The following is a 19,312-nucleotide window of genomic DNA, read 5'->3' as shown; positions in this document are numbered from 1 at the left end:
GGTAGTGGCGACAGATGACTCTGCACAAAGGCGCATCGGCAGCCGACCGCGAACACACCGGGCACCCGGTCAACCCCTTCTACGGCGAGGCCGACCCGGTCGCCGGGATGGAGACCTCGCCGCCCCGGCACACCCTGCCCGACGGCCCGGTCTCCCCGCACACCGCCTATCAGTTCGTGCACGACGAACTGATGCTGGACGGCAACTCCCGCCTCAACCTGGCGACGTTCGTCACGACCTGGATGGAGCCGCAGGCCGGCGTCCTGATGGCGGAGTGCCGGGACAAGAACATGATCGACAAGGACGAGTACCCGCGCACCGCCGAACTGGAGAAGCGGTGCGTGGCGATGCTCGCCGACCTGTGGCACGCGCCCGACCCGTCGAGTGCCGTCGGCTGCTCCACCACCGGGTCGAGCGAGGCCTGCATGCTCGCCGGGATGGCCCTCAAGCGGCGCTGGACGCAGCGCAATGCGGACCGCTATCCGGGCCGGGCCCGGCCCAACCTCGTCATGGGCGCCAACGTCCAGGTCTGCTGGGAGAAGTTCTGCAACTTCTGGGAGGTCGAGGCGCGCCAGGTCCCGCTGGAGGGCGACCGCTTCCACCTCGACGCCGCCTGTGCCGCCGAGCTGTGCGACGAGAACACCATCGGCGTGGTCGCGGTCCTCGGCTCGACCTTCGACGGGTCGTACGAGCCGGTCGCCGAGATCTGCGCGGCGCTCGACGAGGTCCAGGAGAAGAACGGCTGGGACATCCCGGTCCATGTGGACGGCGCGTCCGGCGCCATGATCGCGCCGTTCCTCGACCCGGAGCTGAGCTGGGACTTCCGGCTGCCCCGGGTCGCCTCCATCAACACCTCGGGCCACAAGTACGGCCTGGTCTACCCCGGTGTCGGCTGGGCGCTGTGGCGCGATGCCCGGGCGCTGCCCGAGGAACTGGTCTTCCGCGTCAACTACCTGGGCGGCGACATGCCGACCTTCGCGCTCAACTTCTCCCGCCCCGGCGCCCAGGTCGCCGCCCAGTACTACACCTTTCTGCGGCTCGGCCGGGCCGGCTACCGCGCCGTACAGCAGGCGACCCGGGACGTGGCCCGCTCGATGGCCGCACGGATCGGCTCACTGGGCGACTTCGCCCTGCTCACCCACGGCGACGAGCTGCCGGTCTTCGCGTTCACCACCGCCGACGACGTCAAGGCGTTCGACGTCTTCGACGTGTCCCGGCGGATGAAGGAACGCGGCTGGCTGGTCCCCGCCTACACCTTCCCCCCGCACCGCGAGGACCTCTCCGTCCTGCGGATCGTGTGCCGCAACGGCTTCTCCCACGACCTCGCCGACCTGTTCCTGGCGGACCTGGAACAGCTCCTGCCCGAGCTCCGCGCGCAGCAGCGCCCGCTGGACCGTCCCGAACGGGTGGCGACCGCCTTCCACCACTGAGCGCGTCCGGCTACCGCTGGTCCTCCGGGTGGACGTCATCGGTCGCGTACGGGTTCTCCTGGCCCTGGCCGAGCACCCCCACGAACGGCTCCCCCTCGCCCGCGAAGACATACGCCCCGCCCTCGATGCGCGTGATCAGCCCGCGCGTCCACTCGGCGCCGCTGTCCGCGGAGTGCACCCACAGATTCATGATCTCGCCGATGTGGCCGAGCTGTCCGGGCCCCTCCTCGGGCGTGTAGTACTCGGTGACGGTGCTGCGCCATTCCTCCAGTCCGCGCACCCGCTCCTTGAGCAGCGCCACCGCCTCGTCGCGCGGCAGGTCGAGCAGGAAGCCGACGCCCGCGCTGAGCACGTCGGCCTTCTGGTCGTGCTGGGAGAGCGCCGCGCGCAGCAGCGCGAAGTACTCCGTCTCGCCCGCCGCGGTCAGCTCGTACTCGGTGCGCGGCGGACCGCCGGCGGTGCTGGGCGCGATGTCATGGGCGCGGAGCAGCCCTTGTTTGGCCATCTGCTTGAGCGCGTGGTAGATCGAGCCGGGCTTGGCGTTGGACCACTCATGGGCGCCCCAGTACTCCAGGTCGTTGCGCACCTGATAGCCGTGCGCCCGCCCGTGCTGCCGCACGGCGCCCAGTACCAACAGCCGGATCGCCGACATCGTCTCCCCAATCCCTCGCGGCCCCCTGACGTCAGCCTAGGCCGCGCCGCGACCACCCCGCGCCAGGGGACCGGCGCTACCCCTCCCGTGCCGCTCGCTCCTCGTCCACCAGCCCGAACGCCGTCTTCCCGTCCAGGGACTCCCGGATGACGTCGGCGTGGCCGGCGTGCCGGGCGGTCTCCTCGATCAGATGCAGCAGCAGCCAGCGCATCGACTGCCGGGCCTGCGGCGGGAACCACGGCGCCTCGGGCAGCGGGAAGGTGTCGTTCAGGCTCGGTACGGAGCGGATGAACTCCTCGGTCCGCCGCGCGACGCCGTCCCAGAACTCCAGCACGCCCGCCAGCGTCTCGCCGTCCTCCAGCTGGAAGCTCAGGTGCCAGGTGGCCTCGGTCCGCTCGATGGAGTGCGGCAGCTCCTGCGCCGTCTCGACCCAGCCCTGCTCGGTCTCCGCGACATGCTTGACCAGTCCCGCCAGCGACAGCTCACTGGCGCTCGGCCGCTTCGCCGCCTGCTCGTCGGTCAGCCCGAGGACCGCCCGTCGCAGCCCGCCGCGCTGGGCCTCCAGGAAGGACAGCAGCGCGCCGGTCTCGTCACCGTGTGCCTCGGCAGGAACGTGAGTGGGCATGGGGTCCGCCTTTCGTGACATCCCCGGGCGTCCGGCGCTTCGCCGCCGCCCTTTCGACGTCCCTCAAGCTACGGCCCATCTAGGTCAGCTTCTGTCCTCGATGGGCGGCGGGTCGCATCCGCGCCCAGAACAGGCACCGGGTCAGAACGGGAACTGCGAGCGCCCGTGCTGGATGGAGATCCACTTGGTGGTGGTGAAGGCCTCGACCATCGCATCGCCGTTCAGCCGCCCCACCCCGGAGCTCTTCTCGCCGCCGAAGGGCACGATCGGCTCGTCGTGCACGGTGGCGTCGTTGACGTGGAACATCCCGGTGTCGATGCGCTTGGCGAAGCGCACGCCGCGCTCGATGTCGCCGGTGTGCACGGCCCCGCTGAGCCCGTACGGCGTCGCGTTGGTGATCCGTACGGCCTCCTCGTCGCCGTCGAAGGGGACCAGCAGCGCGACCGGACCGAAGATCTCCTGCGTGAGCAGCGGGGAGTCCTCCGGCAGCCCGGCCAGCACGGTCGGTGCGACGAGGGTGCCGCGGGTCTCGCCCCGCAGGAGCGGTGAGGCGCCCTCGGCGACGGCGCGGTCCACCAGCGCGGCGACCGCCTCGGCCTGGCCCTCGTTGATCAGCGGGCCGATGTGGGTCCGCGGATCGGTGGGGTCGCCCACCTTGAGCGAAGCGACCTTGGCGACGAACTTCTCGGTGAACTCCCGCTCCACGGCGCGGTCCACCAGCACACGGTTGGCGGCCATGCAGACCTGCCCCTGGTGCACGAAGCGGCTGTAGACGGCGGCGTCGACCGCGTAGTCGACATCGGCGTCGTCGAGGACGACCAGCGCGCTGTTGCCGCCCAGTTCCAGCACCGAGTGCTTGAAGTGCGCGGCGGCGACCGTGGCGACATGCCGGCCGACCTTCTCCGAGCCGGTGAAGGAGATGCTCTTGGGCACCGGGTGGTCGATCAGCGCGTCACCGATCTCGGCGATGTCGGTGACGACGACATTGAGCACCCCGGCCGGCAGCCCGGCCTCCTCGAAGATCCGGGCGACCAGCCCGCCGCCGCAGACCGGGGTGTTCTGATGCGGTTTGAGGACGACGGCGTTGCCCAGCGCGATGGCCGGCGCGACCGACTTGATCGACAGCAGGAACGGGAAGTTGAACGGGCTGATGACACCGACGACACCGACCGGCAGCCGGTAGAGGCGGTTCTCCTTGCCGTCGATGGGCGAGGGCAGGATCCGGCCCTCGGCACGCAGCGCCAGCTGGATCGCCTCGCGCAGGAACTCCCTGGCCAGATGCAGCTCGAAGCCCGCCTTCGCGACCGTGCCGCCGACCTCGGCGGTGATCGCCTCGGCCAGCTCCGCCTCACGGTCGTCGATGATCCGCAGCACGCGCTCGAAGACCAGCCGGCGGGTGTACGGATTGACCGCCCCCCACTCCCGCTGCGCGCGCTCGGCGGCGCGGTAGGCCTGGTCGATCTCCTCGATCGTGGCGACCGGTATGGAGGCCAGCTTCTCGCCGTTATAGGGATTGAAATCGACGATGTCCCACGAGCCGCTCCCGGAGCGCCACTCACCGCCGATGAACTGATACGCCAACTCGTCGAAGTAGGACATGCCATCCCGATCTGGAGAACAGGGCACACGAGGCGCCTAGTTGGGGGGTGCTGACTCCTGATGGTGCGCCATCCTACTGACGTGTCACATGAGTTGGAGTAGACCACGCAAGAGATCTCTGGTCTCCTCCGGACCGGGCCCCTCGGCCTGCAGGCGGTCCATCACCCGCCCGTACTGCGCCACTTCCTCGGGCTTGTCCACATACAGGGCGCTTGTCAGCTGCTCCAGATAGACGATGTCCGGCAGCCCCGCCTCCTGGAACCCCAGCATGGTGAAGGCGCCGCTCTCCCCCGAGTGCCCGCCCAGGCTGAAGGGCATCACCTGAAGGCGGACATTGGGCCGCTCGGACACCTCGATCAGATGCTTCAACTGCTCGCGCATGACCTCGCGATCGCCGTACGGGCGGCGCAGCGCCGCCTCGTCCAGCACACAGTGGAACTGCGCCTGCCGCTCGGCGACGAGCAGCTTCTGGCGCTCCATGCGCAGCGCGACCCGGCGCTCTATCTCGGCGGGCCCGGCATCGGGCATACCGCGCCTGACGACGGCCTGCGCATAGCTCTCGGTCTGCAACAGCCCGTGCACGAACTGGACTTCGTAGACCCGGATCAGGGAAGTGGCCCCTTCCAGGCCCACATACGTCTGGAACCATCCGGGAAGCACATCGGTGTAACTGTGCCACCAGCCCGCGACATTGGCCTCGCGCGCAAGGGACAGCAGCGCCTCGCGCTCCTGCGCGTCACCGACTCCGTACAGCGTGAGCAGGTCCTCTACGTCGCGTGCCTTGAAGCTCACCCTGCCCAACTCCATGCGGCTGATCTTCGATTCGGACGCACGGATCGAGTAGCCGGCCGCCTCGCGGGTTATCCCACGGGATTCACGCAGGCGACGGAGCTGCGACCCGAGCAGGATCCGCCGCACCACCGACCCGCTCGACTCACTTGCGGACACCTCTCAGACCCTCCTGTGACCCCCACCCGTCCAACAGTGGGCCGCAGTCTGCCATGTCCAGGCTTCGTTGAGTGCTCATCTGGTTACTGATATGTGCAGCCCGCGCAGGCCCTCCACAAGAACCGACGGTAAGAATTCCGAGCAAACCGGTGCGCGCTGCCGCAATCGCGGCGCGTGCACGTGCATCTGCCCTTGCATCTGTCTCGCACATTGGGAACCATAGGCGTCGCACGCATGCACGCTCGTGAAAGATCCGCCAGATCCGGCTGACCGGCCAGGGTCATGACGTCCGCGAACGCCAGGAGTGCCTCGCATGGGGACCAAGGTTTTGACCATGCTCGAGCCGTTATGGCAGGGCTTTCCTCCCGTCGACCCCCTGGCCGTCTCCGGATCCGCGTCCTGCCCGCTCCCGCCGCGCTACGAATCGGTGCGCCACGCGCGGCAGTTCACCCGCGACACCCTGCAGGGCTGGGAGCTCGACGGACTCTTCGACTCGGTCGGCCTGGTCGTCTCCGAACTCGTCACCAACGCGCTGCGCCATGCGGTCCTCGCCGCCCCGGAGCACGGGGACGCCACGCCCGCCGCCCGGCTCCATCTGATGCGCTGGTCGCAGCGGCTGATATGCGCGGTACGGGACCCGAGCGAGGGTTCACCGGTCGCCGGTGAGGCCGACTCCGCCGCCGAATCGGGGCGCGGGCTCTACCTCGTCGAGTCCTTCAGCGACGGCTGGGGCTGGCACCCGCTGACCGGTCTGAGCCACGGCAAGATCGTATGGGCGCTCTTCCGGCTTCCGTAGGGGACGCCGGCACTCCACGGCCGATCCGCACACCGGGCGCACCGTCACCGACGGGGCGCCCGGTCGCCGTATGCGGCGGCCCGCGCCCCGGCGCCGGCTCAGTCCCGTACGAGGTGGTCGAACTCGCCGTCCTTGACACCGAGCAGCATCGCCCGGACCTCGGCCGGGGTGTAGATGAGCGCGGGTCCGTCCGGGAACCGGGAGTTGCGCACCGCGATCTCACCCCCGGGCAGCTTGGCGAACTCCACGCAGGAGCCCTGGGAGTTGCTGTGCTGGCTCTTCTGCCATGACACATCGCAAAGATCCGTTGCGGCCATGCCGTTGTATGCGTGGGGCACAGGGATCTCCCGGTGATAAACGGTGTCAACTGCCCGGGATCATAGCTGCGTTCACATGCGAATGCATGCGCAGATGCACGTGCACGACACCCGGTGCCGAGGCGGTCACAGCTCGTCGAGCGCCTTCCCCCATCGCCGCCGGACAATCGCCCGTCGCCCGCCGCCCATGATGCGCCGCGCCCTCTGGTACGGGCCGCCGGAGCCGAAGCCCTCAAGGACGAGGAAGAGACGTGCGCCGCACCCTTCGGGTTCCAGGGGTCAGGCGGAGGTCCGGTCGGGGCGTTCCCCCTGGCCCGCGGGCTGGGCGCACCGGAACCGCTCATAGGGGTCCAGCCACTCCCGCACCTCGCCGAGCGCCGCGGCCTCCAGCCGGTAGATCCGCTGCCGGCCGGCCCGCTCCTCGCTCACCAGCCCGGCCTCCCGCAGCACCCGCAGATGCTCGGACAGACTGGCACGGCGCATCGCGAAGTGCCCGGCCAGCGCCCGGACGGGCTGCGGCCCGTCCTCGCGCAGCAGCCGCAGCACCTCGCGCCGGGTGCCGTTGGCGAGCGCGGCGAAGACCCGGTCCGGGCCCGCTCCGGGGGCGGACGGGGCTGCCGGGCCGTCGTGGCGTACGGGAGTGACGTTCACCCCTCCAACATAGGTAGGAGTTTCCCTATGCATCAAACGTAGGGAAACTCCTACCTATCCCTGGACGGCGGTCCGTGGCCGGCGGCGACCCCTGGGCCGGGCGGCCGGACCGTTGGGGTAATACTGGACAGAACGTCCGCCGGCCCCCTACGAGAGCGAGCGCGCCCATGCTCCGCAACGCCTTCGAGCCCTGGCACCTGATACTGATCATCGCCGTCCTCGTCCTGCTCTTCGGCTCGAAGAAGCTGCCCGACATGGCGCGCGGCCTCGGCCGCTCGATGCGCATCCTCAAGTCCGAGGCCAAGGCCCTCAAGGACGACCGGCCCGCCGAGGCGCCCCGCCCGGAGTCGGCCGGCCGCTGACGCCGGGGCCGCCCGCCGGTCAGCTGTCGCCGCCCTCGTCGATCAACCGCCGCACCTCGCGGTCGATCAGCCCCAGCCGGGCCTCGGCGACCAGCGGCACCGCACGCCGCTGCCGCCGTGCCTCGGCGAGATCGATCTCGACGGTGACCAGCGAGGCCTCCCACTTCGGCGCCTGCGCCACCACCGCTCCCCGCGGATCCACCACCCGCGAACCGCCCCAGAACGTCGCGCCGTGCTCATTGCCGACCCGGTTGACGAAGACCACCCAGCACTGCAGCATCCGCGCCGTATACGACAGCAGGGTGTCCCAGTACAGGCCGGTGTCCATCGCCTCCGGATCCAGGCTCGCCGCGCTGTTGGTCGGCACGAACAGCACCTCCGCGCCGTCCTGCACCGCCAGCCAGGGCAGCACCGGCTGCCAGGCGTCGTTGCACACCAGCGTCGCGCCCCGGCCCCCGGTCCTGGACCGCTTCAGCTCGTACGAGCGCAGCGACTGCCCCGGGCTGACGTGCTTGCGCTCCTCCCAGGCCAGGTAGTTGGGGAGGTACAGCTTGCGGTGGGCGTGCAGCAGCTCCCCGGCCGTGTAGTGCGCGGCAGTGTTGTACGCGCGCAGGCTGGTGTGCTCATGGAACCCGACCAGCACATCGGGGCCCAGCGTGCTCAGCTCCAGCAGTCGCGGATCGCTCGCCTCGATGGACTCGTCGCGCCTGAGCGCGCCCAAGTGGTAGCCGTGCAGGCTCAGTTCGGGAAAGACGACGAGGTCGGCGCCCTGGGCCGCGGCCTGCTCGACCTGCTCGCGGGCGATCACGAGGTTCTCCGCCACCTCACCCAGCACACAATCCGTCTGCGCCAGCGCAATGAGCATGACCCCACCTCATCGACTCATCACTTTTGCGGCTTTCATCGTAATTTTGCCAGAGGCCGCGACGACCGGCACGACCCCGCCGCGCTCCCGCTTCCGCACGCTTCAAACCCTCCGGGAGGCGGTTCCCACCCAATGAGCGAAAGAACGATCCTTCCCGTGCCGGACCAGGCCTTCACGCGTTGATCCGCACGATCCGTCGTACGGCCCGCAGGGCGGCATCCAGCCGCAGCGCCGCCCGTCGCCAGCGGTACGACGGCCCGCGGTCGAACCGTCCGGCGATGCCGACGGCCGGCTCGACCGGGTGGCCCAGGCCGAGCGGCCCGCCGGATCCGCTCGGCCGGCCGCCGAGCCGCCGCGAGCACGGGGGCGGACGGCCTGGCGCGCGCGATACCCCTACCCCGTTCACCTGCGCCGTGAACGGCCCCTGCGCAGCAGCAGCGCCCCGCCCAGCAGCAGCCCTCCACCGAGACCGGCCATAGTGACCAGCTCTTCCGCGCCGGCGGACGCCAGCAGCGCGGAGCCCGCGGACGCCCCGGCCCTGGCCACCGCACCCACCCGGTGATCCTGCGGGGCGCGCTCGGGGGCGGGCCTGGCCGGCGCCGGGGCACGGTGCCGGGCGGGTTCCGGGGCCCGGTGCCGGGCGGGCTCCGCGACCCTTCGGTGGGCCACCGGGTGCCGTGGTGCCATCGGAGGCCGCTGGGCGGCCGGCGCGGGGGCGTCGTCCTTGCCGCACCAGGCGCCCCTGGCCGGGCGGAGCGCCCCCGCCCCGTCCAGCGTGTCGCCACACGCATGGGCCGGGTTGTGCACACTCGCATAGATGCTGTTCCCGGACAGCACCCCGGCGGAGTGCGCGGTCAGTCCCGTGGCGCCGGCGTCGACGTACGCGGCGGCGCCGCTCGCGCCGAGCGCACCCGACGCCGCCGCAACGAGCACGCACACCTTCAGGCTCTGTCGCATCTCTCATTCCTCGTCTGCAGTCATTGCGTACGGGCCGCCGCCGCGGGCCACCGTGGTGCTCACACGGCCGGGCGGCCGGCAGCGCATACGCGGCGCCGGCCGCCCGGAGACGCAAGCGGTGGTACGGCCGGGGCCGCCGGGCTTCAGTGCCTGCGCTTGTGGGCTCCGTTGCCGGACGCGATCGGGATGTCGTTCAGGATGTGCGACACCGCCTCATCGCCCTTGGCCTGCGTCGAGTTCCGCACGCACTGCTGCGTCTGCGGGTTGGACAGGACATTGATGTCCTGGACCGTGACCGGGAAAGCCCCGAACACCGAACCGACATTGACCTTCTCGCCGATCAGGGCGAAGCAGAGGTCGTTCAGGGAACCCTGCACGAGCCCGAGCTGGGTGCTGAGCTTTCCGCGAGTGGTGGAGTTGCCGTAGACCGACTTCCCCCCGTTCCCGTTGACCGTCCTGGTGCCCTTGTGCCCATCGCTCGCCATTGCTTGCGGAGCGGCCGCAGCGGAAATACCGATCAGTGATGCCGCAACAGCCACGCCGGCAAGAATCTTCTTCATCACGCAACCCCTTCAGGAGACGGAACTCCCGGCACAGGAGCCCTATCGGAACAACCCGGCCTGCAGCCCGGGGTTCTCCTACATCACCCGAACAGATCGCACTCGATCTCCGGCCGGCATGACAATGCCCCGGCGTCGCGGAGCAGAAAAATCCGGGCCGCCCGGAGGAAGGAGGGCCGGGCGGCCCGGTATTCATCGGCCGGTCAGTGGTGCTTCTTGCCGCCACCGTTGCCGGAGAAGAGCGGGATGTCGTTGAGGATGTGCGACAGCGCCTCGTCGCCCTTGGCCTGGGTGGAGTTCTCGGCGCACTGCTGGGACTGCGGGTTGGCCAGCACGTTGATGTCCTGGACCGTGACCGGGAAGGCCCCGAACAGCGAGCCGAAGTTCGCCTTGTACGGCAGAGCGACGCAGGGCTTGTTCAGCGAGCCCTGGATCAGACCGATCTGCGGGCTCATGTAGCCCTTGGTGGTCGAGTTCCCGTAGAACTGCGTCGTCCCGTTTCCGTTGACGGAAGTGGTCCCGTGGTGCTTACCGCCATGGTGCTTACCACCGTGGTGGTGCTTGCCCGTGGCCATCGCCGGGGAGGCGGAAGCTGCGGCAACACCGACAATGGACGCAGCCGCGGCCGCGGTCGCCAGAGCCTTCTTGATCATTGTTGATCCTTTGTGTTTCGAGATGCCCTTGAGCCAGACAATCTGCCCAACTCACAAGAGCGAATTTGGTTGTGCTCATTCACTCGAACGCCCTGGCGCCGTGATCCGCTTTTCCGATCGGTCCGGCGGTGGACCGGATGCACCGAGCGGGCAGTACCCGGATGCGGCGGGCCGCCGGACGGAAATACACGCGGTCGGGGCCGCCCGGCGCGCATTCGGCTTCCGTGCCGAATGCGCCTGGAGCGGCCCACAGAAACGGCGGGTTACCTGATCGGAAGGCCGCCGAGCAGCGGGGCACCCTTCGCCGCCGCCGCAACACCGCCGAGCAGCTTGTTCGCGTTGGCCGACTTGACCTTCTCACCGGTGGCCTTGATCTTCTTGATCAGCGGCCGCGCCTGGTGGCCGCTGAGCTCCTTGCTCCGCAGCGCGTCGTTCAGCCCGCCGTTGAGGCTCATCTTCGGTCCGGGCTGAATGCCGGCCGGAGCTCCGTGCTGGGCGGCAATGGCGGGCGCGGCGGCGCCCAGCGCAACGACGGAACCGGCGACAACCACCGCAGACTTCGCGTACTTCACTTTCAACTGTCCCTTCTCGGGCGGTGCTTGACGGGACCACGGCACCAGCGCCGCGTGAGCAACATTTCGCCGCTCGGATCACCGCTTTCCGCTTCACTAACGAGTACTGCCGCGCGGAGAAACTCCGAAGTTCTGGCTTCACGGCAACTCCACCCGAAAGGTGAGGCCCAGGCGTTTGTCCGGATGGGCCGGAAAATGATCCGGTCCCGGTGTGCAGTGAATCGCACACCGGGACCGGATCACGGACGCGGCTCGAATTCCTTCGGGCCAGCGGCTGAGGTCAGCGCACCTATTACTTGTGGTGGCTGAGGTTGGCGCACTTGTTGCCGAACGCCGGGTTCAGCGCCCCGATGAATTGAGCGGTGTTACCGCACAGGTTGATCGGGATGTTGATCGGAATCTGTACGACGTTTCCGGAGATGACGCCGGGAGAGTGCTTGGCCTTGCCCACCGCACCCGCGTCAGCGAACGCCGGCGCAGCCGCACCCACTGCCATGAGCATGCCGGCAGTGGCTGCCGCAACCTTTCCGTACTTCACTTTCAGCCCTTTCTGCAGCGGTTCCGTATCGAACACGACCATCGTGTCGCACGGGCGCTGCTCTGCTCGCCCGTAACGCCGCTGCTGACATTGGTAACAATTTCTCCTCGTGGACGAAACTCTCACCGGGGAGTTTCGGAGGAATCGCCCGAAGGATGCAATATCGTTTCGGGAGATTGCCGCCGCGCATACGACGCGGAAAAAACACCGGATTTCGAACAGACGAGGTAGCCGCCGAATAGCAATTCCCACCGGGAGGAGGACCGGGAAATTCCGTTCCCACCGGTTCGCCACCCGCTCACCGCCGTTCCCGGACCGCTCAGAAGGGAGAGCAGGCGGTCCGGGCCCGGCGGTCTTCGGCCTCAGTGCTTGTGGCGGCGCGCTCCGTTGCCGGACAGGATCGGGATGTCGTTCAGGATGTGCGACACCGCCTCGTCACCCTTGGCCTGCGTCGAGTTCCGCACGCACTGCTGCGTCTGCGGGTTGGACAGGACATTGATGTCCTGGACCGTGGTCGGGAAAGCCCCGAACACCGAACCGACATTGACCTTCTCGCCGACCAGCGCCGCACAGAGGCTGTTCAGCGACCCCTGCACGAGCTCCAGCTGCGGGCTCATCCTGCCCCGGGTGGTGGAGTTGCCGAAAGCGGACTTGGCGCCGTTGCCGTTGACCGTCGCGGTACCACCGCCGTGCTTGCCGACCGCCATTGCCTGGGGAGCCGCCGTCGCCGAAATTCCGACGACGGACGCGGCGACGGCAGTCGTGGCCAGGACCTTCTTGATCACTTTTTACCCTTCTCGAAGCGGGGTGCCCGAATGGGAGCGCACTGGATCAACTCGCTTCTGAGGGTGCGGTTTCGCCGATTCACCCGGATGCCGCGAAACCATAAACACATATCACTGCATACGCGCGGGGCATCTTCCCGGTTTGCCTTTCGGGCGGCCGGACGGGATCCGCAGCTGCCCAACCGGCCGCCGCGCACGGCCGGTTGTCAGTGGTGTGGTGTGCAATGGCTGCATGAAGGTGACACATGAGCAGGTGCTTGCCTGGCGGATGCGGCAGCAGAGCCTGACGCCGCGGACGGCCGCCCCGGTCGAGGAGCTGGTCGCGCGGCTGGCCGGCGTGCAGGCACAGGTCCCCTCCGCCGCCGAACTGGCGCTCGCCGTACGGCAGAAGAGCCCGCGCGCCGATGCCATGCCGCAGGCGCTCGCCGCCCGTTCTCTGCTGCGGACCTGGGCGATGCGCGGCACCCTGCATCTGCTGCCCGCAGGGTCGGCGGCGGCGTATCTGGCGCTGCTGGGTGCCGCGCGGACCTGGGAAAAGCCTTCCTGGACACGGGCGTTCGGCGTGAGCGCGCGGCAGATGGCGGCGCTGGGCGAGGCGGTCGACGAGATCCTCGACGGGCGGCTGCTCACCCGGCAGGAGCTGACCGGGGAGGTGCTCATACGGGCCGGCCTGGACTGGCTGGGCGAACAGCTGGCCTCCGGGTGGAGCACGGTCCTCAAGCCGCTGGCCTGGACGGGGCGGCTGTGCCAGGGGCCGCCCCGGGGGCAGAACGTGACCTTCACCTCGCCGCGGTCATGGGTGCCCGGGTGGGGCGGACTGCCGGACCCGGAGGCGGCCGCGCCCACGGTGATCTCCGCGTATCTGCGGGCGCACGGCCCCGCCACGCCCGCGGCCTTCGACGCCTGGCTGCTGCGCGGCGCGACCCCCAAGGCCGTGCTCCGCGGCTGGTTCGAGGCGCTGGGCGACCGGCTGACGGAGGTGACGGTCGACGGCGCGGGCGGGGCCTTCGTGCTGAGCGAGGACGCCGGGGCGCTGGCCCGGACGAAGCCGTCGCGCGAGGTCCGGCTGCTGCCCGGCTTCGATCAGTACGTCCTCGGCCCCGGAACCGCCGACACCCGTCTGATCGCGCCCGGCCGGCGCAAGGCGGTGAGCCGGACCGGCGGCTGGATCTCCCCGGTGGTGGTCCACGAGGGCCGGGTGGCCGGGGTGTGGGAGCTCACCGAGGACGCCGTGGCGGTCACGCTGTTCGCGGAGCACGGCGAGGTACCGCGGGCCGGTCTGGAGGCGGAGGCCGCCCACCTCGCCCGCTGCACGGGGCGCGAACGCGGGCTCGTGGTGCGGGGCGAATAGCGCGCGAGGGCCGGGGATCGTGCCGTATCCGCTGGTCAGGGCGATTGTCAGAGGGGGGTGCAAGACTCGCTGGCATGAGATGGGCGGTGGCGGAGACGGGCGACGGGGGTGCTCGTCTCTGCCCGCTCGCCCCAGACGGCCGGGCCGCCGGGCCGGTGGTGCGGGAGAGCTCGCTCGCCGAGGCCGTGCGCTCGCGGCCCGAGGTCGAGCGGTGGGTGTGGCGGTCCACCGCGGAGATCTACCGGCGGCTGCTGGCCTCGGGGGTGCGGGTCGAGCGGTGCTATGACGTGGAGGCCGCCGAGGCGCTGCTGATCGGCCATGAGGAGGGCCAGTCGGGCCAGCCGCGTTCGCTGGCCGCCGCCTGGGCGCGGCTGCGCGGCCTGCCCGTCCCGCAGGACGCTCCCGTGCGCACGGCCGAGACCCAGCCCTCGCTCTTCGAGCCGGGCCCGGTGCCGCTGCCGCCCGGCACGGACGAGCTGGCGGCGCTGCTGGAGGTCTACGCCGGCCAGGTGGCGCGTACGGAGAAGACCGGGCATCCGGAGCGGATGCGGCTGCTGCTGGCCTCCGAGTCCGCGGGCATGCTGGTCGCCGCGGAGATGGGCCGGGCCGGGCTGCCCTGGCGGGCGGATGTGCACCGCGAGCTGCTCGACGAGCTGCTGGGCGAGCGCTATCCGGGCGGGCTGGAGACCCGGCGGATGGCGGAGCTGGCGGACGAGGTCTCCCGGGCCTTCGGGAAGAGCACACGGGTGCGCCCCGATCTGCCGCAGGAGATCGTCAAGGCCTTCGCCGGCGCCGGGATCTCCCTGACCTCGACCCGCAAGTGGGAGCTCCAGCAGATCGACCATCCGGCGGTGGCGCCGCTGCTGGAGTACAAGAAGCTCTACCGCCTGTACACCGCTCACGGGTGGTCGTGGCTCCAGCAGTGGGTCCACGATGGCCGCTTCCACCCCGAGTACCTGCCCGGGGGCACGGTCTCCGGGCGCTGGACCGCCAACGGCGGTGGCGCGCTGCAGATCCCCAGGGTGATCCGGCGGGCGGTGCTCGCCGACCCGGGCTGGCGCCTGGTGGTCGCCGACGCCGACCAGATGGAGCCTCGGGTGCTGGCCGCTGTCTCCCGCGACCGCGGCCTGATGGAGGTGGCCGGCAGCGGCCGGGACCTCTACGCGGATCTGGCGGCCCGCGCGTTCGGCGGCGACCGCGAACAGGCCAAGCTGGGCCTGCTGGGAGCCATTTACGGCCAGACGTCGGGCGACGCCCTCAAGCACATGGCCGATCTGCGCCGCCGCTATCCGGCAGCGGTGGCGTATGTGGACGACGCGGCCCGTGCGGGTGAGGAGGGCCGCCTGGTGCGCACGTGGATGGGCCGCACCTGCCCGCCGGCGTCCATGGCGCCGCCCGACGAGGCAGGCCTGCCCCAGGAGGACGAGCAGCCGGCGGGGTACGGCGGCGGCTCCGCGGCGGCTCGCGCCCGCGGGCGGTTCACCCGCAACTTCGTCGTCCAGGGCAGCGCCGCGGACTGGGCGCTGCTGATGCTGGCCGCGCTGCGCCGCTCGCTGTGGGAGGGCGGGCTCCGCGCCGAGCTGGTCTTCTTCCAGCACGACGAGGTGATCGTGCACTGTCCCGAGCGGGAGGCGGCGGCGGTGTCCGAGGCGATCACCGCGGCGGCCGCGACGGCGGGGCGGATCGCCTTCGGCCGCACGCCGGTCCGCTTTCCGTTCACCACCGCGGTGGTGGAGTGCTACGCGGCGGCGAAGTGAGCCATGACCCGGTGGTTCACCGGCCGGGGTGCGAGCCGCCCGGGCTCTGGGACGTGGCGATCAGGCCACGGGTGATCCGTACCATCGCCGCGACCAGCGGTTCCCGGGGGCGGTCGGGACGCTCCAGCCACCACAGGGCGAGGCCGTAGAGCGAGCTGCGGATCGCCTCGCCGAGCGGCTCCAGTTCGGCCTCCGGGATGCCCGGGGCGAACTCGCGGAGCAGCGCGATGTCCGTCTCGCGCTGCCGGCGCTGGAGCTCCTGGTGGAAGGCCTGCACCTCGGCGTCCCCGGTGGTGTCGCGGAACATCATGCGCCAGGTGTACGGGTGGCTCTGCACATACCCGAACCAGGCGTCGTACATCGCCGTCATCCGGGTCTCCACATCGCCCTCGCCGTGGAGGAGTTCATGGACCGGGGCGGCGGCCAGCTCGTCGCGGTGCCGCTCCAGGAGGGCGAGGTGCAGCTCCTGCTTGGAGTCGAAGTGGCGGTAGAGCATCGGCTTGCTCAGACCGGCTCCGGCGGCGATCTCCCCGATGGTCGTGCCCGCGAAGCCGCGCTCGGCGAACAGCCGGGCAGCGGTGTCCTCGATACGTGTTCTGGTCTCGGCGCGCGCGGCGCGGCTCCGGTCGATCTCGCTCATGCGGTCCCTCGCGAACTGGCGTGTTCCGGCTGGTGAATTCGGCTCGCAATTGTCGGTGTGATGAAGGATACTAGGTCGTGTACCGCTTGGTATACGCATCAGTAACCCAGCAGCCCCATGCCCATGGGCTGGGATACGGGGGCCGTCGTGATCGTTTCCGTCCACTTCGCCGACCTGGGCGTCCGCTCCGCACGCGGCGTCCTGCGCGAGCGCCCACGGTCGGGGGAGATCCCCGGCCTCCGCCATGCCCGGACCCTGCTCACCGGCGACATCGCCGCCGGTCCGCCCAAGCTGCGCCCCGGCCGGGCCGCGCTGCTCGCGTCGTGGGAGGACGACACCGCGCTCGACCGCTTCCTCGCCGAGAGCCCGCTCGCGCGGCGGCTGGCGGGCGGCTGGCATGTGCGGCTGCAGCCGGTGCGGATATCCGGCTCATGGCGTCCGATGCCGGTCGAGGCCGAGCCCGGCGCCGCGATGGACGAGGAGGACGGGCCGGTCGCCGTGCTCACCCTCGGGCAGCTGAGGCTGCGCCGCGCGCTGCCGTTCCTGCGCGCCAACTCCCGGGCCGCCGGGCGGGCCGCGGCCGATCCCTCGCTGATGGCCTCCGTCGCCCTGGCCCGGCCCCCTCGCTTCGTCGGCACGTTCTCGGTATGGCAGAGCCTGTCGGCCATGCGCCGCTACGCCTACGGCTCCGCCCGGCCCGAGCACAAAGAGGCGGTCAGGGAGCATCAGGCCAAGCCGTTCCACCACGAAGCGGCCTTCCTGCGCTGCCGCCCGTACGGAGCCCAAGGCACGCTCGACGGCCGGGACCCGCTGGCGGCGAACACTCCGGTCCCGCCGCCGCGGCCCGGAGCGCGATGACTCCCTCGTGATCCACCGGACGGGGCCGGGCGGGGCCGGACGGGGCCGGGCGGGGCCGGGCGGGCCTAAACTCCCCGGGCAGGGCCCGATGGCCGGGGGAGCTGCCGGGGGCAGGGGCCGAGGGCCGCGGAGAGGCGATGCGAGGCGGGAAAGAAACAGCGAGGCGGGAAGGAAACAGCGTTGAGCGGCTTCCCCAGGAGGAGCCGGACGCGCTTCCCTCCCCAGGTGTGCGCTACGAGTGGGCAGCGGAGGTGCGCGCGATGAGCCGGCAACCGAGGGGAGCAGACGCGGATGAGCGCTGACATGGCGAGAAACGGCGAGCTGGAGCGCATCAACCCCTCCCACCTCGCGCCGCCGACCGGGTTCAGCCATGCCGTGCGCGCCGCCCCGGGCACGCTGGTCTTCCTCGCCGGGCAGACCGCCCTCGACGGATCGGGCCGGATCGTCGGGGACGGCATCGTCGAGCAGTTCGAGCGCGCGCTGGCGAATCTGCTGGACGTCGCGGCGGCCGCCGGGGCCGGCCCGTCCGACCTCGCCAAGCTCACTGTCTTCGCGGTCGATGTCGCCGACTACCGGCAGCACGCCAGGGAGCTCGGCCGGGTGTGGAAGCGTCTGGTTGGCAGCGACTTCCCGGCGATGGCCGTGATCGGCGCCACCCGCCTGTGGGACGAGACCGCGCTGGTCGAGATCGAGGGCATCGCGGTCGTGCGCTAGCGGGAACGGTGGTGCGCTAGCCGGAGCGGAGGCGCCGGTAGCGGGAGTTGGGCCGCGGCGGCGGAGCTGAGCCGCGATGGCGGAGCTGAGCCGCGGTGGCGAGCCCCGGCGGCGAGCCGTGGTCCCGTCGTCGCCGCGTCCGTTGCGGCCACGGGCCCCGGCGCCGGAAGCCCGGACAGACCAAGGGCGCCGGTCCCGCCGGTCTCCCGGCGGGACCGGCGCCCCGGTGCCCGTATCCGCGCTGTCGCCGCTCAGTTCCGGCCGCGCGCCATCCCCACCGGATCCTTCTTGAACGCCCAGGTCATCTTGGGCTCCATCGCGAAGCGGAAGACCCGCTGCACGGGCGGGGTGCACAGCAGCGTGACGACTGCGCCCGCGAACAGCGTGAGCAGCACCGCACCCCACGGCGTGTGCACCCACGGGTGGTCGTACCAGTTCCAAAAGCGCGAGCCCTTGGCGAGGAACCCGTGCAGCAGGTAGCCGTAGAGGGTGCCCGCGCCCAGCGCCGTGCACCACATCGTGCGGCCCGGGATCCAGGCGAAGAAGCAGGCCACCAGCACCAGCGAACAGCCGAACATCGCCAGCGTCATCACCGCGCCGCTCCACCAGGGGGCGGCGAGTTCCTGCGCGGCGTCACGGTGGTAGAACCACGCGGCGTTCATCCGCGGCGCCGCCCAGTACGCGAAGACCAGGGCGCCGGCGAAGACCGGTACGGCCGCGATCCGCGCCTTCTTGCGGCGTACGAGCTTGAAGTGCTCCGGCCGCAGCGCCAGCCCGATCACGAAGAAGGGGAGGAACTGCAGCGTCCGCTGAAGGTCCAGATCGTCACCGATGTCCGGTGAGACGGACGCGAGTACGGCGATGGCCAGCGCGAGCGGAACCGGCCAGCGCACGATCTTCCACAGCGGGGTGGTCAGCCGCCAGATGAAGAGCGCGGCCAGGAACCACGTCAGATACCAGGGGTCCGTCAGGCTGATCGGGTAATGCGGATCGTCGTCCGCCCACCTCTTGAAGAGCGTGTAAGCGACTTCGAAGAGGATGTACGGAACCGCGACTCCGGTGATCAGCCGCTGCAGCCGGTCCTTGCGCATATCGAAACTGCGCGAGAAATAGCCGGAGATGATGATGAACGCCGGCATATGGAAGGCATAGACGGTGATGTAGAGCGCCGCCGCGGTACGGCTGCCGTCGCGCAACGGCTCCCAGGAGTGCCCCATCGCCACCAGCACGATGGCCAGGTACTTGGCGTTGTCGAAGAACGCGTCGCGCGGTTTGGCGCCGGCCGTGGTGTGCTTCTTGGCCCGGCCCCTGCCCCGGCCCTTGGCGTGGCTTCTGGGCCTGGCGTGCGAGGGGGCGGGCGTCGTCGGTGCCAGCGTCGTCGCCGTCGCGCCGCCGGTCCCCGCCGGCGCCGGGGCTGCCGCCCGGACCGGCGCGTCGTACGGCGTCTGCCGCGGCGGGGGAAGCGGCACCCGCCGTTCGCCGTACCCCGGATATTCGTTGTTCAAGGAGCCTCCCGGCAGAAATCCACGGGAGGGGCTGGACGCTGGCCCGCACCGGGGCGCACTTCGGAACCCAAAAGCCAAATCCTGCGTCTTAGTTCATTTACGGGGAGGTTGGCGGCGTCGAACATCTCAGGCACCTTAGCTGCGCGGCGGGAATCCCGTAAATCCCCGCCTGCCGCG

23 protein-coding genes are annotated in these 19,312 nt (G+C 70.5%); 7 read left to right on the top strand and 16 right to left on the bottom strand.

Annotation, left to right across the window (positions count from 1 at the left end; all coding sequences use genetic code 11):
- Positions 1–14 precede the first annotated feature (14 nt).
- Positions 15–1,430 (top strand): glutamate decarboxylase, encoded by a 1,416-nt coding sequence (locus tag ACWD6P_RS28730; RefSeq protein WP_451447077.1) that lies wholly within the window; start codon positions 15–17, stop codon positions 1,428–1,430.
- A gap of 10 nt (positions 1,431–1,440) precedes the next feature.
- Here ACWD6P_RS28730 and ACWD6P_RS28725 read toward each other — a convergent pair whose 3' ends face one another.
- The 4 genes from ACWD6P_RS28725 to ACWD6P_RS28710 all read right to left on the bottom strand — a co-directional run bounded on the left by ACWD6P_RS28725 (position 1,441) and on the right by ACWD6P_RS28710 (position 5,254).
- The gene (locus tag ACWD6P_RS28725; protein WP_451447076.1) at positions 1,441–2,082 is read right to left on the bottom strand and encodes a PadR family transcriptional regulator; all 642 of its coding nucleotides are present in this window, start codon (positions 2,080–2,082) and stop codon (positions 1,441–1,443) included.
- A 76-nt stretch (positions 2,083–2,158) separates the two neighbouring features.
- The gene (locus tag ACWD6P_RS28720; RefSeq protein ID WP_451447075.1) at positions 2,159–2,707 is read right to left on the bottom strand and encodes a DinB family protein; all 549 of its coding nucleotides are present in this window, start codon (positions 2,705–2,707) and stop codon (positions 2,159–2,161) included.
- Positions 2,708–2,848: 141 nt separating this feature from the next.
- Positions 2,849–4,306, bottom strand: coding sequence for an aldehyde dehydrogenase family protein (locus ACWD6P_RS28715; RefSeq protein WP_451447074.1), 1,458 nt, complete (start codon positions 4,304–4,306; stop codon positions 2,849–2,851).
- A gap of 84 nt (positions 4,307–4,390) precedes the next feature.
- Positions 4,391–5,254 carry a helix-turn-helix domain-containing protein gene (locus ACWD6P_RS28710; protein ID WP_451447073.1) on the bottom strand — a complete coding sequence of 288 codons (864 nt, stop codon included), beginning with the start codon at positions 5,252–5,254 and terminating at the stop codon, positions 4,391–4,393.
- A gap of 313 nt (positions 5,255–5,567) precedes the next feature.
- On the opposite strand from ACWD6P_RS28710, the gene ACWD6P_RS28705 reads away from it, so the two are divergent.
- Positions 5,568–6,050, top strand: a complete 483-nt coding sequence (locus tag ACWD6P_RS28705) for an ATP-binding protein (RefSeq protein WP_451447072.1) — start codon at positions 5,568–5,570, stop codon at positions 6,048–6,050.
- A gap of 98 nt (positions 6,051–6,148) precedes the next feature.
- On the opposite strand, the gene ACWD6P_RS28700 is transcribed toward ACWD6P_RS28705, so the two are convergent.
- On the bottom strand, positions 6,149–6,388 hold the full coding sequence (locus ACWD6P_RS28700; protein WP_451447071.1) for a DUF397 domain-containing protein: 240 nt from the start codon (positions 6,386–6,388) through the stop codon (positions 6,149–6,151).
- A 258-nt stretch (positions 6,389–6,646) separates the two neighbouring features.
- Complete coding sequence (locus tag ACWD6P_RS28695; RefSeq protein ID WP_451447070.1) at positions 6,647–7,018, bottom strand: ArsR/SmtB family transcription factor; 372 nt, start codon at positions 7,016–7,018, stop codon at positions 6,647–6,649.
- Between the two features lie 167 nt (positions 7,019–7,185).
- On the opposite strand from ACWD6P_RS28695, the gene tatA reads away from it, so the two are divergent.
- Positions 7,186–7,380 carry a Sec-independent protein translocase subunit TatA gene (gene tatA, locus ACWD6P_RS28690; RefSeq protein WP_451447069.1) on the top strand — a complete coding sequence of 65 codons (195 nt, stop codon included), beginning with the start codon at positions 7,186–7,188 and terminating at the stop codon, positions 7,378–7,380.
- 19 nt (positions 7,381–7,399) lie between these two features.
- On the opposite strand, the gene ACWD6P_RS28685 is transcribed toward tatA, so the two are convergent.
- The 8 genes from ACWD6P_RS28685 to ACWD6P_RS28650 all read right to left on the bottom strand — a co-directional run bounded on the left by ACWD6P_RS28685 (position 7,400) and on the right by ACWD6P_RS28650 (position 12,310).
- Positions 7,400–8,245: a nitrilase-related carbon-nitrogen hydrolase gene (locus ACWD6P_RS28685; RefSeq protein ID WP_451447068.1), complete on the bottom strand. Its 846-nt coding sequence runs from the start codon at positions 8,243–8,245 to the stop codon at positions 7,400–7,402.
- A 172-nt stretch (positions 8,246–8,417) separates the two neighbouring features.
- Complete coding sequence (locus ACWD6P_RS28680) at positions 8,418–8,651, bottom strand: hypothetical protein (protein ID WP_451447067.1); 234 nt, start codon at positions 8,649–8,651, stop codon at positions 8,418–8,420.
- Positions 8,648–9,202, bottom strand: coding sequence for a chaplin (locus tag ACWD6P_RS28675; protein ID WP_451447066.1), 555 nt, complete (start codon positions 9,200–9,202; stop codon positions 8,648–8,650). The genes ACWD6P_RS28680 and ACWD6P_RS28675 overlap by 4 nt, the downstream gene beginning before the upstream one ends.
- Before the next feature lie 143 nt (positions 9,203–9,345).
- Positions 9,346–9,765: a rodlin gene (locus ACWD6P_RS28670; protein ID WP_451447065.1), complete on the bottom strand. Its 420-nt coding sequence runs from the start codon at positions 9,763–9,765 to the stop codon at positions 9,346–9,348.
- Between the two features lie 200 nt (positions 9,766–9,965).
- Positions 9,966–10,415, bottom strand: coding sequence for a rodlin (locus ACWD6P_RS28665; RefSeq protein ID WP_451447064.1), 450 nt, complete (start codon positions 10,413–10,415; stop codon positions 9,966–9,968).
- A gap of 263 nt (positions 10,416–10,678) precedes the next feature.
- On the bottom strand, positions 10,679–10,987 hold the full coding sequence (locus tag ACWD6P_RS28660) for a hypothetical protein (protein WP_451447063.1): 309 nt from the start codon (positions 10,985–10,987) through the stop codon (positions 10,679–10,681).
- Positions 10,988–11,279: 292 nt separating this feature from the next.
- Entirely contained in the window at positions 11,280–11,525 is a 246-nt protein-coding gene (locus tag ACWD6P_RS28655; RefSeq protein ID WP_451447090.1) for a chaplin, read from the bottom strand.
- Positions 11,526–11,887: 362 nt separating this feature from the next.
- A complete protein-coding gene (locus tag ACWD6P_RS28650; protein ID WP_451447062.1) occupies positions 11,888–12,310 on the bottom strand; it encodes a rodlin in 423 nt (140 codons plus the stop codon).
- A 232-nt stretch (positions 12,311–12,542) separates the two neighbouring features.
- On the opposite strand from ACWD6P_RS28650, the gene ACWD6P_RS28645 reads away from it, so the two are divergent.
- On the top strand, positions 12,543–13,661 hold the full coding sequence (locus ACWD6P_RS28645) for a winged helix DNA-binding domain-containing protein (protein ID WP_451447061.1): 1,119 nt from the start codon (positions 12,543–12,545) through the stop codon (positions 13,659–13,661).
- A gap of 74 nt (positions 13,662–13,735) precedes the next feature.
- The gene (locus ACWD6P_RS28640) at positions 13,736–15,418 is read left to right on the top strand and encodes a bifunctional 3'-5' exonuclease/DNA polymerase (protein ID WP_451447060.1); all 1,683 of its coding nucleotides are present in this window, start codon (positions 13,736–13,738) and stop codon (positions 15,416–15,418) included.
- 16 nt (positions 15,419–15,434) lie between these two features.
- Here the strand turns inward: ACWD6P_RS28640 and ACWD6P_RS28635 are convergent, their stop codons facing one another.
- Entirely contained in the window at positions 15,435–16,058 is a 624-nt protein-coding gene (locus ACWD6P_RS28635) for a TetR/AcrR family transcriptional regulator (RefSeq protein ID WP_451447059.1), read from the bottom strand.
- A gap of 147 nt (positions 16,059–16,205) precedes the next feature.
- Between ACWD6P_RS28635 and ACWD6P_RS28630 the strand changes: the two genes are divergently transcribed.
- Positions 16,206–16,916 carry a spheroidene monooxygenase gene (locus ACWD6P_RS28630; protein WP_451447058.1) on the top strand — a complete coding sequence of 237 codons (711 nt, stop codon included), beginning with the start codon at positions 16,206–16,208 and terminating at the stop codon, positions 16,914–16,916.
- A gap of 291 nt (positions 16,917–17,207) precedes the next feature.
- The gene (locus tag ACWD6P_RS28625; protein WP_451447057.1) at positions 17,208–17,630 is read left to right on the top strand and encodes a RidA family protein; all 423 of its coding nucleotides are present in this window, start codon (positions 17,208–17,210) and stop codon (positions 17,628–17,630) included.
- 251 nt (positions 17,631–17,881) lie between these two features.
- On the opposite strand, the gene ACWD6P_RS28620 is transcribed toward ACWD6P_RS28625, so the two are convergent.
- A complete protein-coding gene (locus ACWD6P_RS28620) occupies positions 17,882–19,135 on the bottom strand; it encodes an acyltransferase family protein (protein WP_451447056.1) in 1,254 nt (417 codons plus the stop codon).
- Positions 19,136–19,312 lie beyond the last annotated feature (177 nt).

This window comes from Streptomyces sp. NPDC002446, assembly GCF_053595675.1.
The sequence above is the reverse complement of the archived record's forward strand: the minus strand, read 5'-3'. Positions and strand labels throughout refer to the sequence as shown.

Bases quoted from the DNA above. Each gene is read 5' to 3' on its own strand.
- ACWD6P_RS28730 (WP_451447077.1), top strand. From the start codon at position 15: ATGACTCTGCACAAAGGCGCATCGGCAGCCGACCGCGAACACACCGGG.
- ACWD6P_RS28725 (WP_451447076.1), bottom strand. From the start codon at position 2,082: ATGTCGGCGATCCGGCTGTTGGTACTGGGCGCCGTGCGGCAGCACGGG.
- ACWD6P_RS28720 (WP_451447075.1), bottom strand. From the start codon at position 2,707: ATGCCCACTCACGTTCCTGCCGAGGCACACGGTGACGAGACCGGCGCG.
- ACWD6P_RS28715 (WP_451447074.1), bottom strand. From the start codon at position 4,306: ATGTCCTACTTCGACGAGTTGGCGTATCAGTTCATCGGCGGTGAGTGG.
- ACWD6P_RS28705 (WP_451447072.1), top strand. From the start codon at position 5,568: ATGGGGACCAAGGTTTTGACCATGCTCGAGCCGTTATGGCAGGGCTTT.
- tatA (WP_451447069.1), top strand. From the start codon at position 7,186: ATGCTCCGCAACGCCTTCGAGCCCTGGCACCTGATACTGATCATCGCC.
- ACWD6P_RS28685 (WP_451447068.1), bottom strand. From the start codon at position 8,245: ATGCTCATTGCGCTGGCGCAGACGGATTGTGTGCTGGGTGAGGTGGCG.
- ACWD6P_RS28675 (WP_451447066.1), bottom strand. From the start codon at position 9,202: ATGCGACAGAGCCTGAAGGTGTGCGTGCTCGTTGCGGCGGCGTCGGGT.
- ACWD6P_RS28665 (WP_451447064.1), bottom strand. From the start codon at position 10,415: ATGATCAAGAAGGCTCTGGCGACCGCGGCCGCGGCTGCGTCCATTGTC.
- ACWD6P_RS28645 (WP_451447061.1), top strand. From the start codon at position 12,543: ATGAAGGTGACACATGAGCAGGTGCTTGCCTGGCGGATGCGGCAGCAG.
- ACWD6P_RS28640 (WP_451447060.1), top strand. From the start codon at position 13,736: ATGAGATGGGCGGTGGCGGAGACGGGCGACGGGGGTGCTCGTCTCTGC.
- ACWD6P_RS28635 (WP_451447059.1), bottom strand. From the start codon at position 16,058: ATGAGCGAGATCGACCGGAGCCGCGCCGCGCGCGCCGAGACCAGAACA.
- ACWD6P_RS28625 (WP_451447057.1), top strand. From the start codon at position 17,208: ATGAGCGCTGACATGGCGAGAAACGGCGAGCTGGAGCGCATCAACCCC.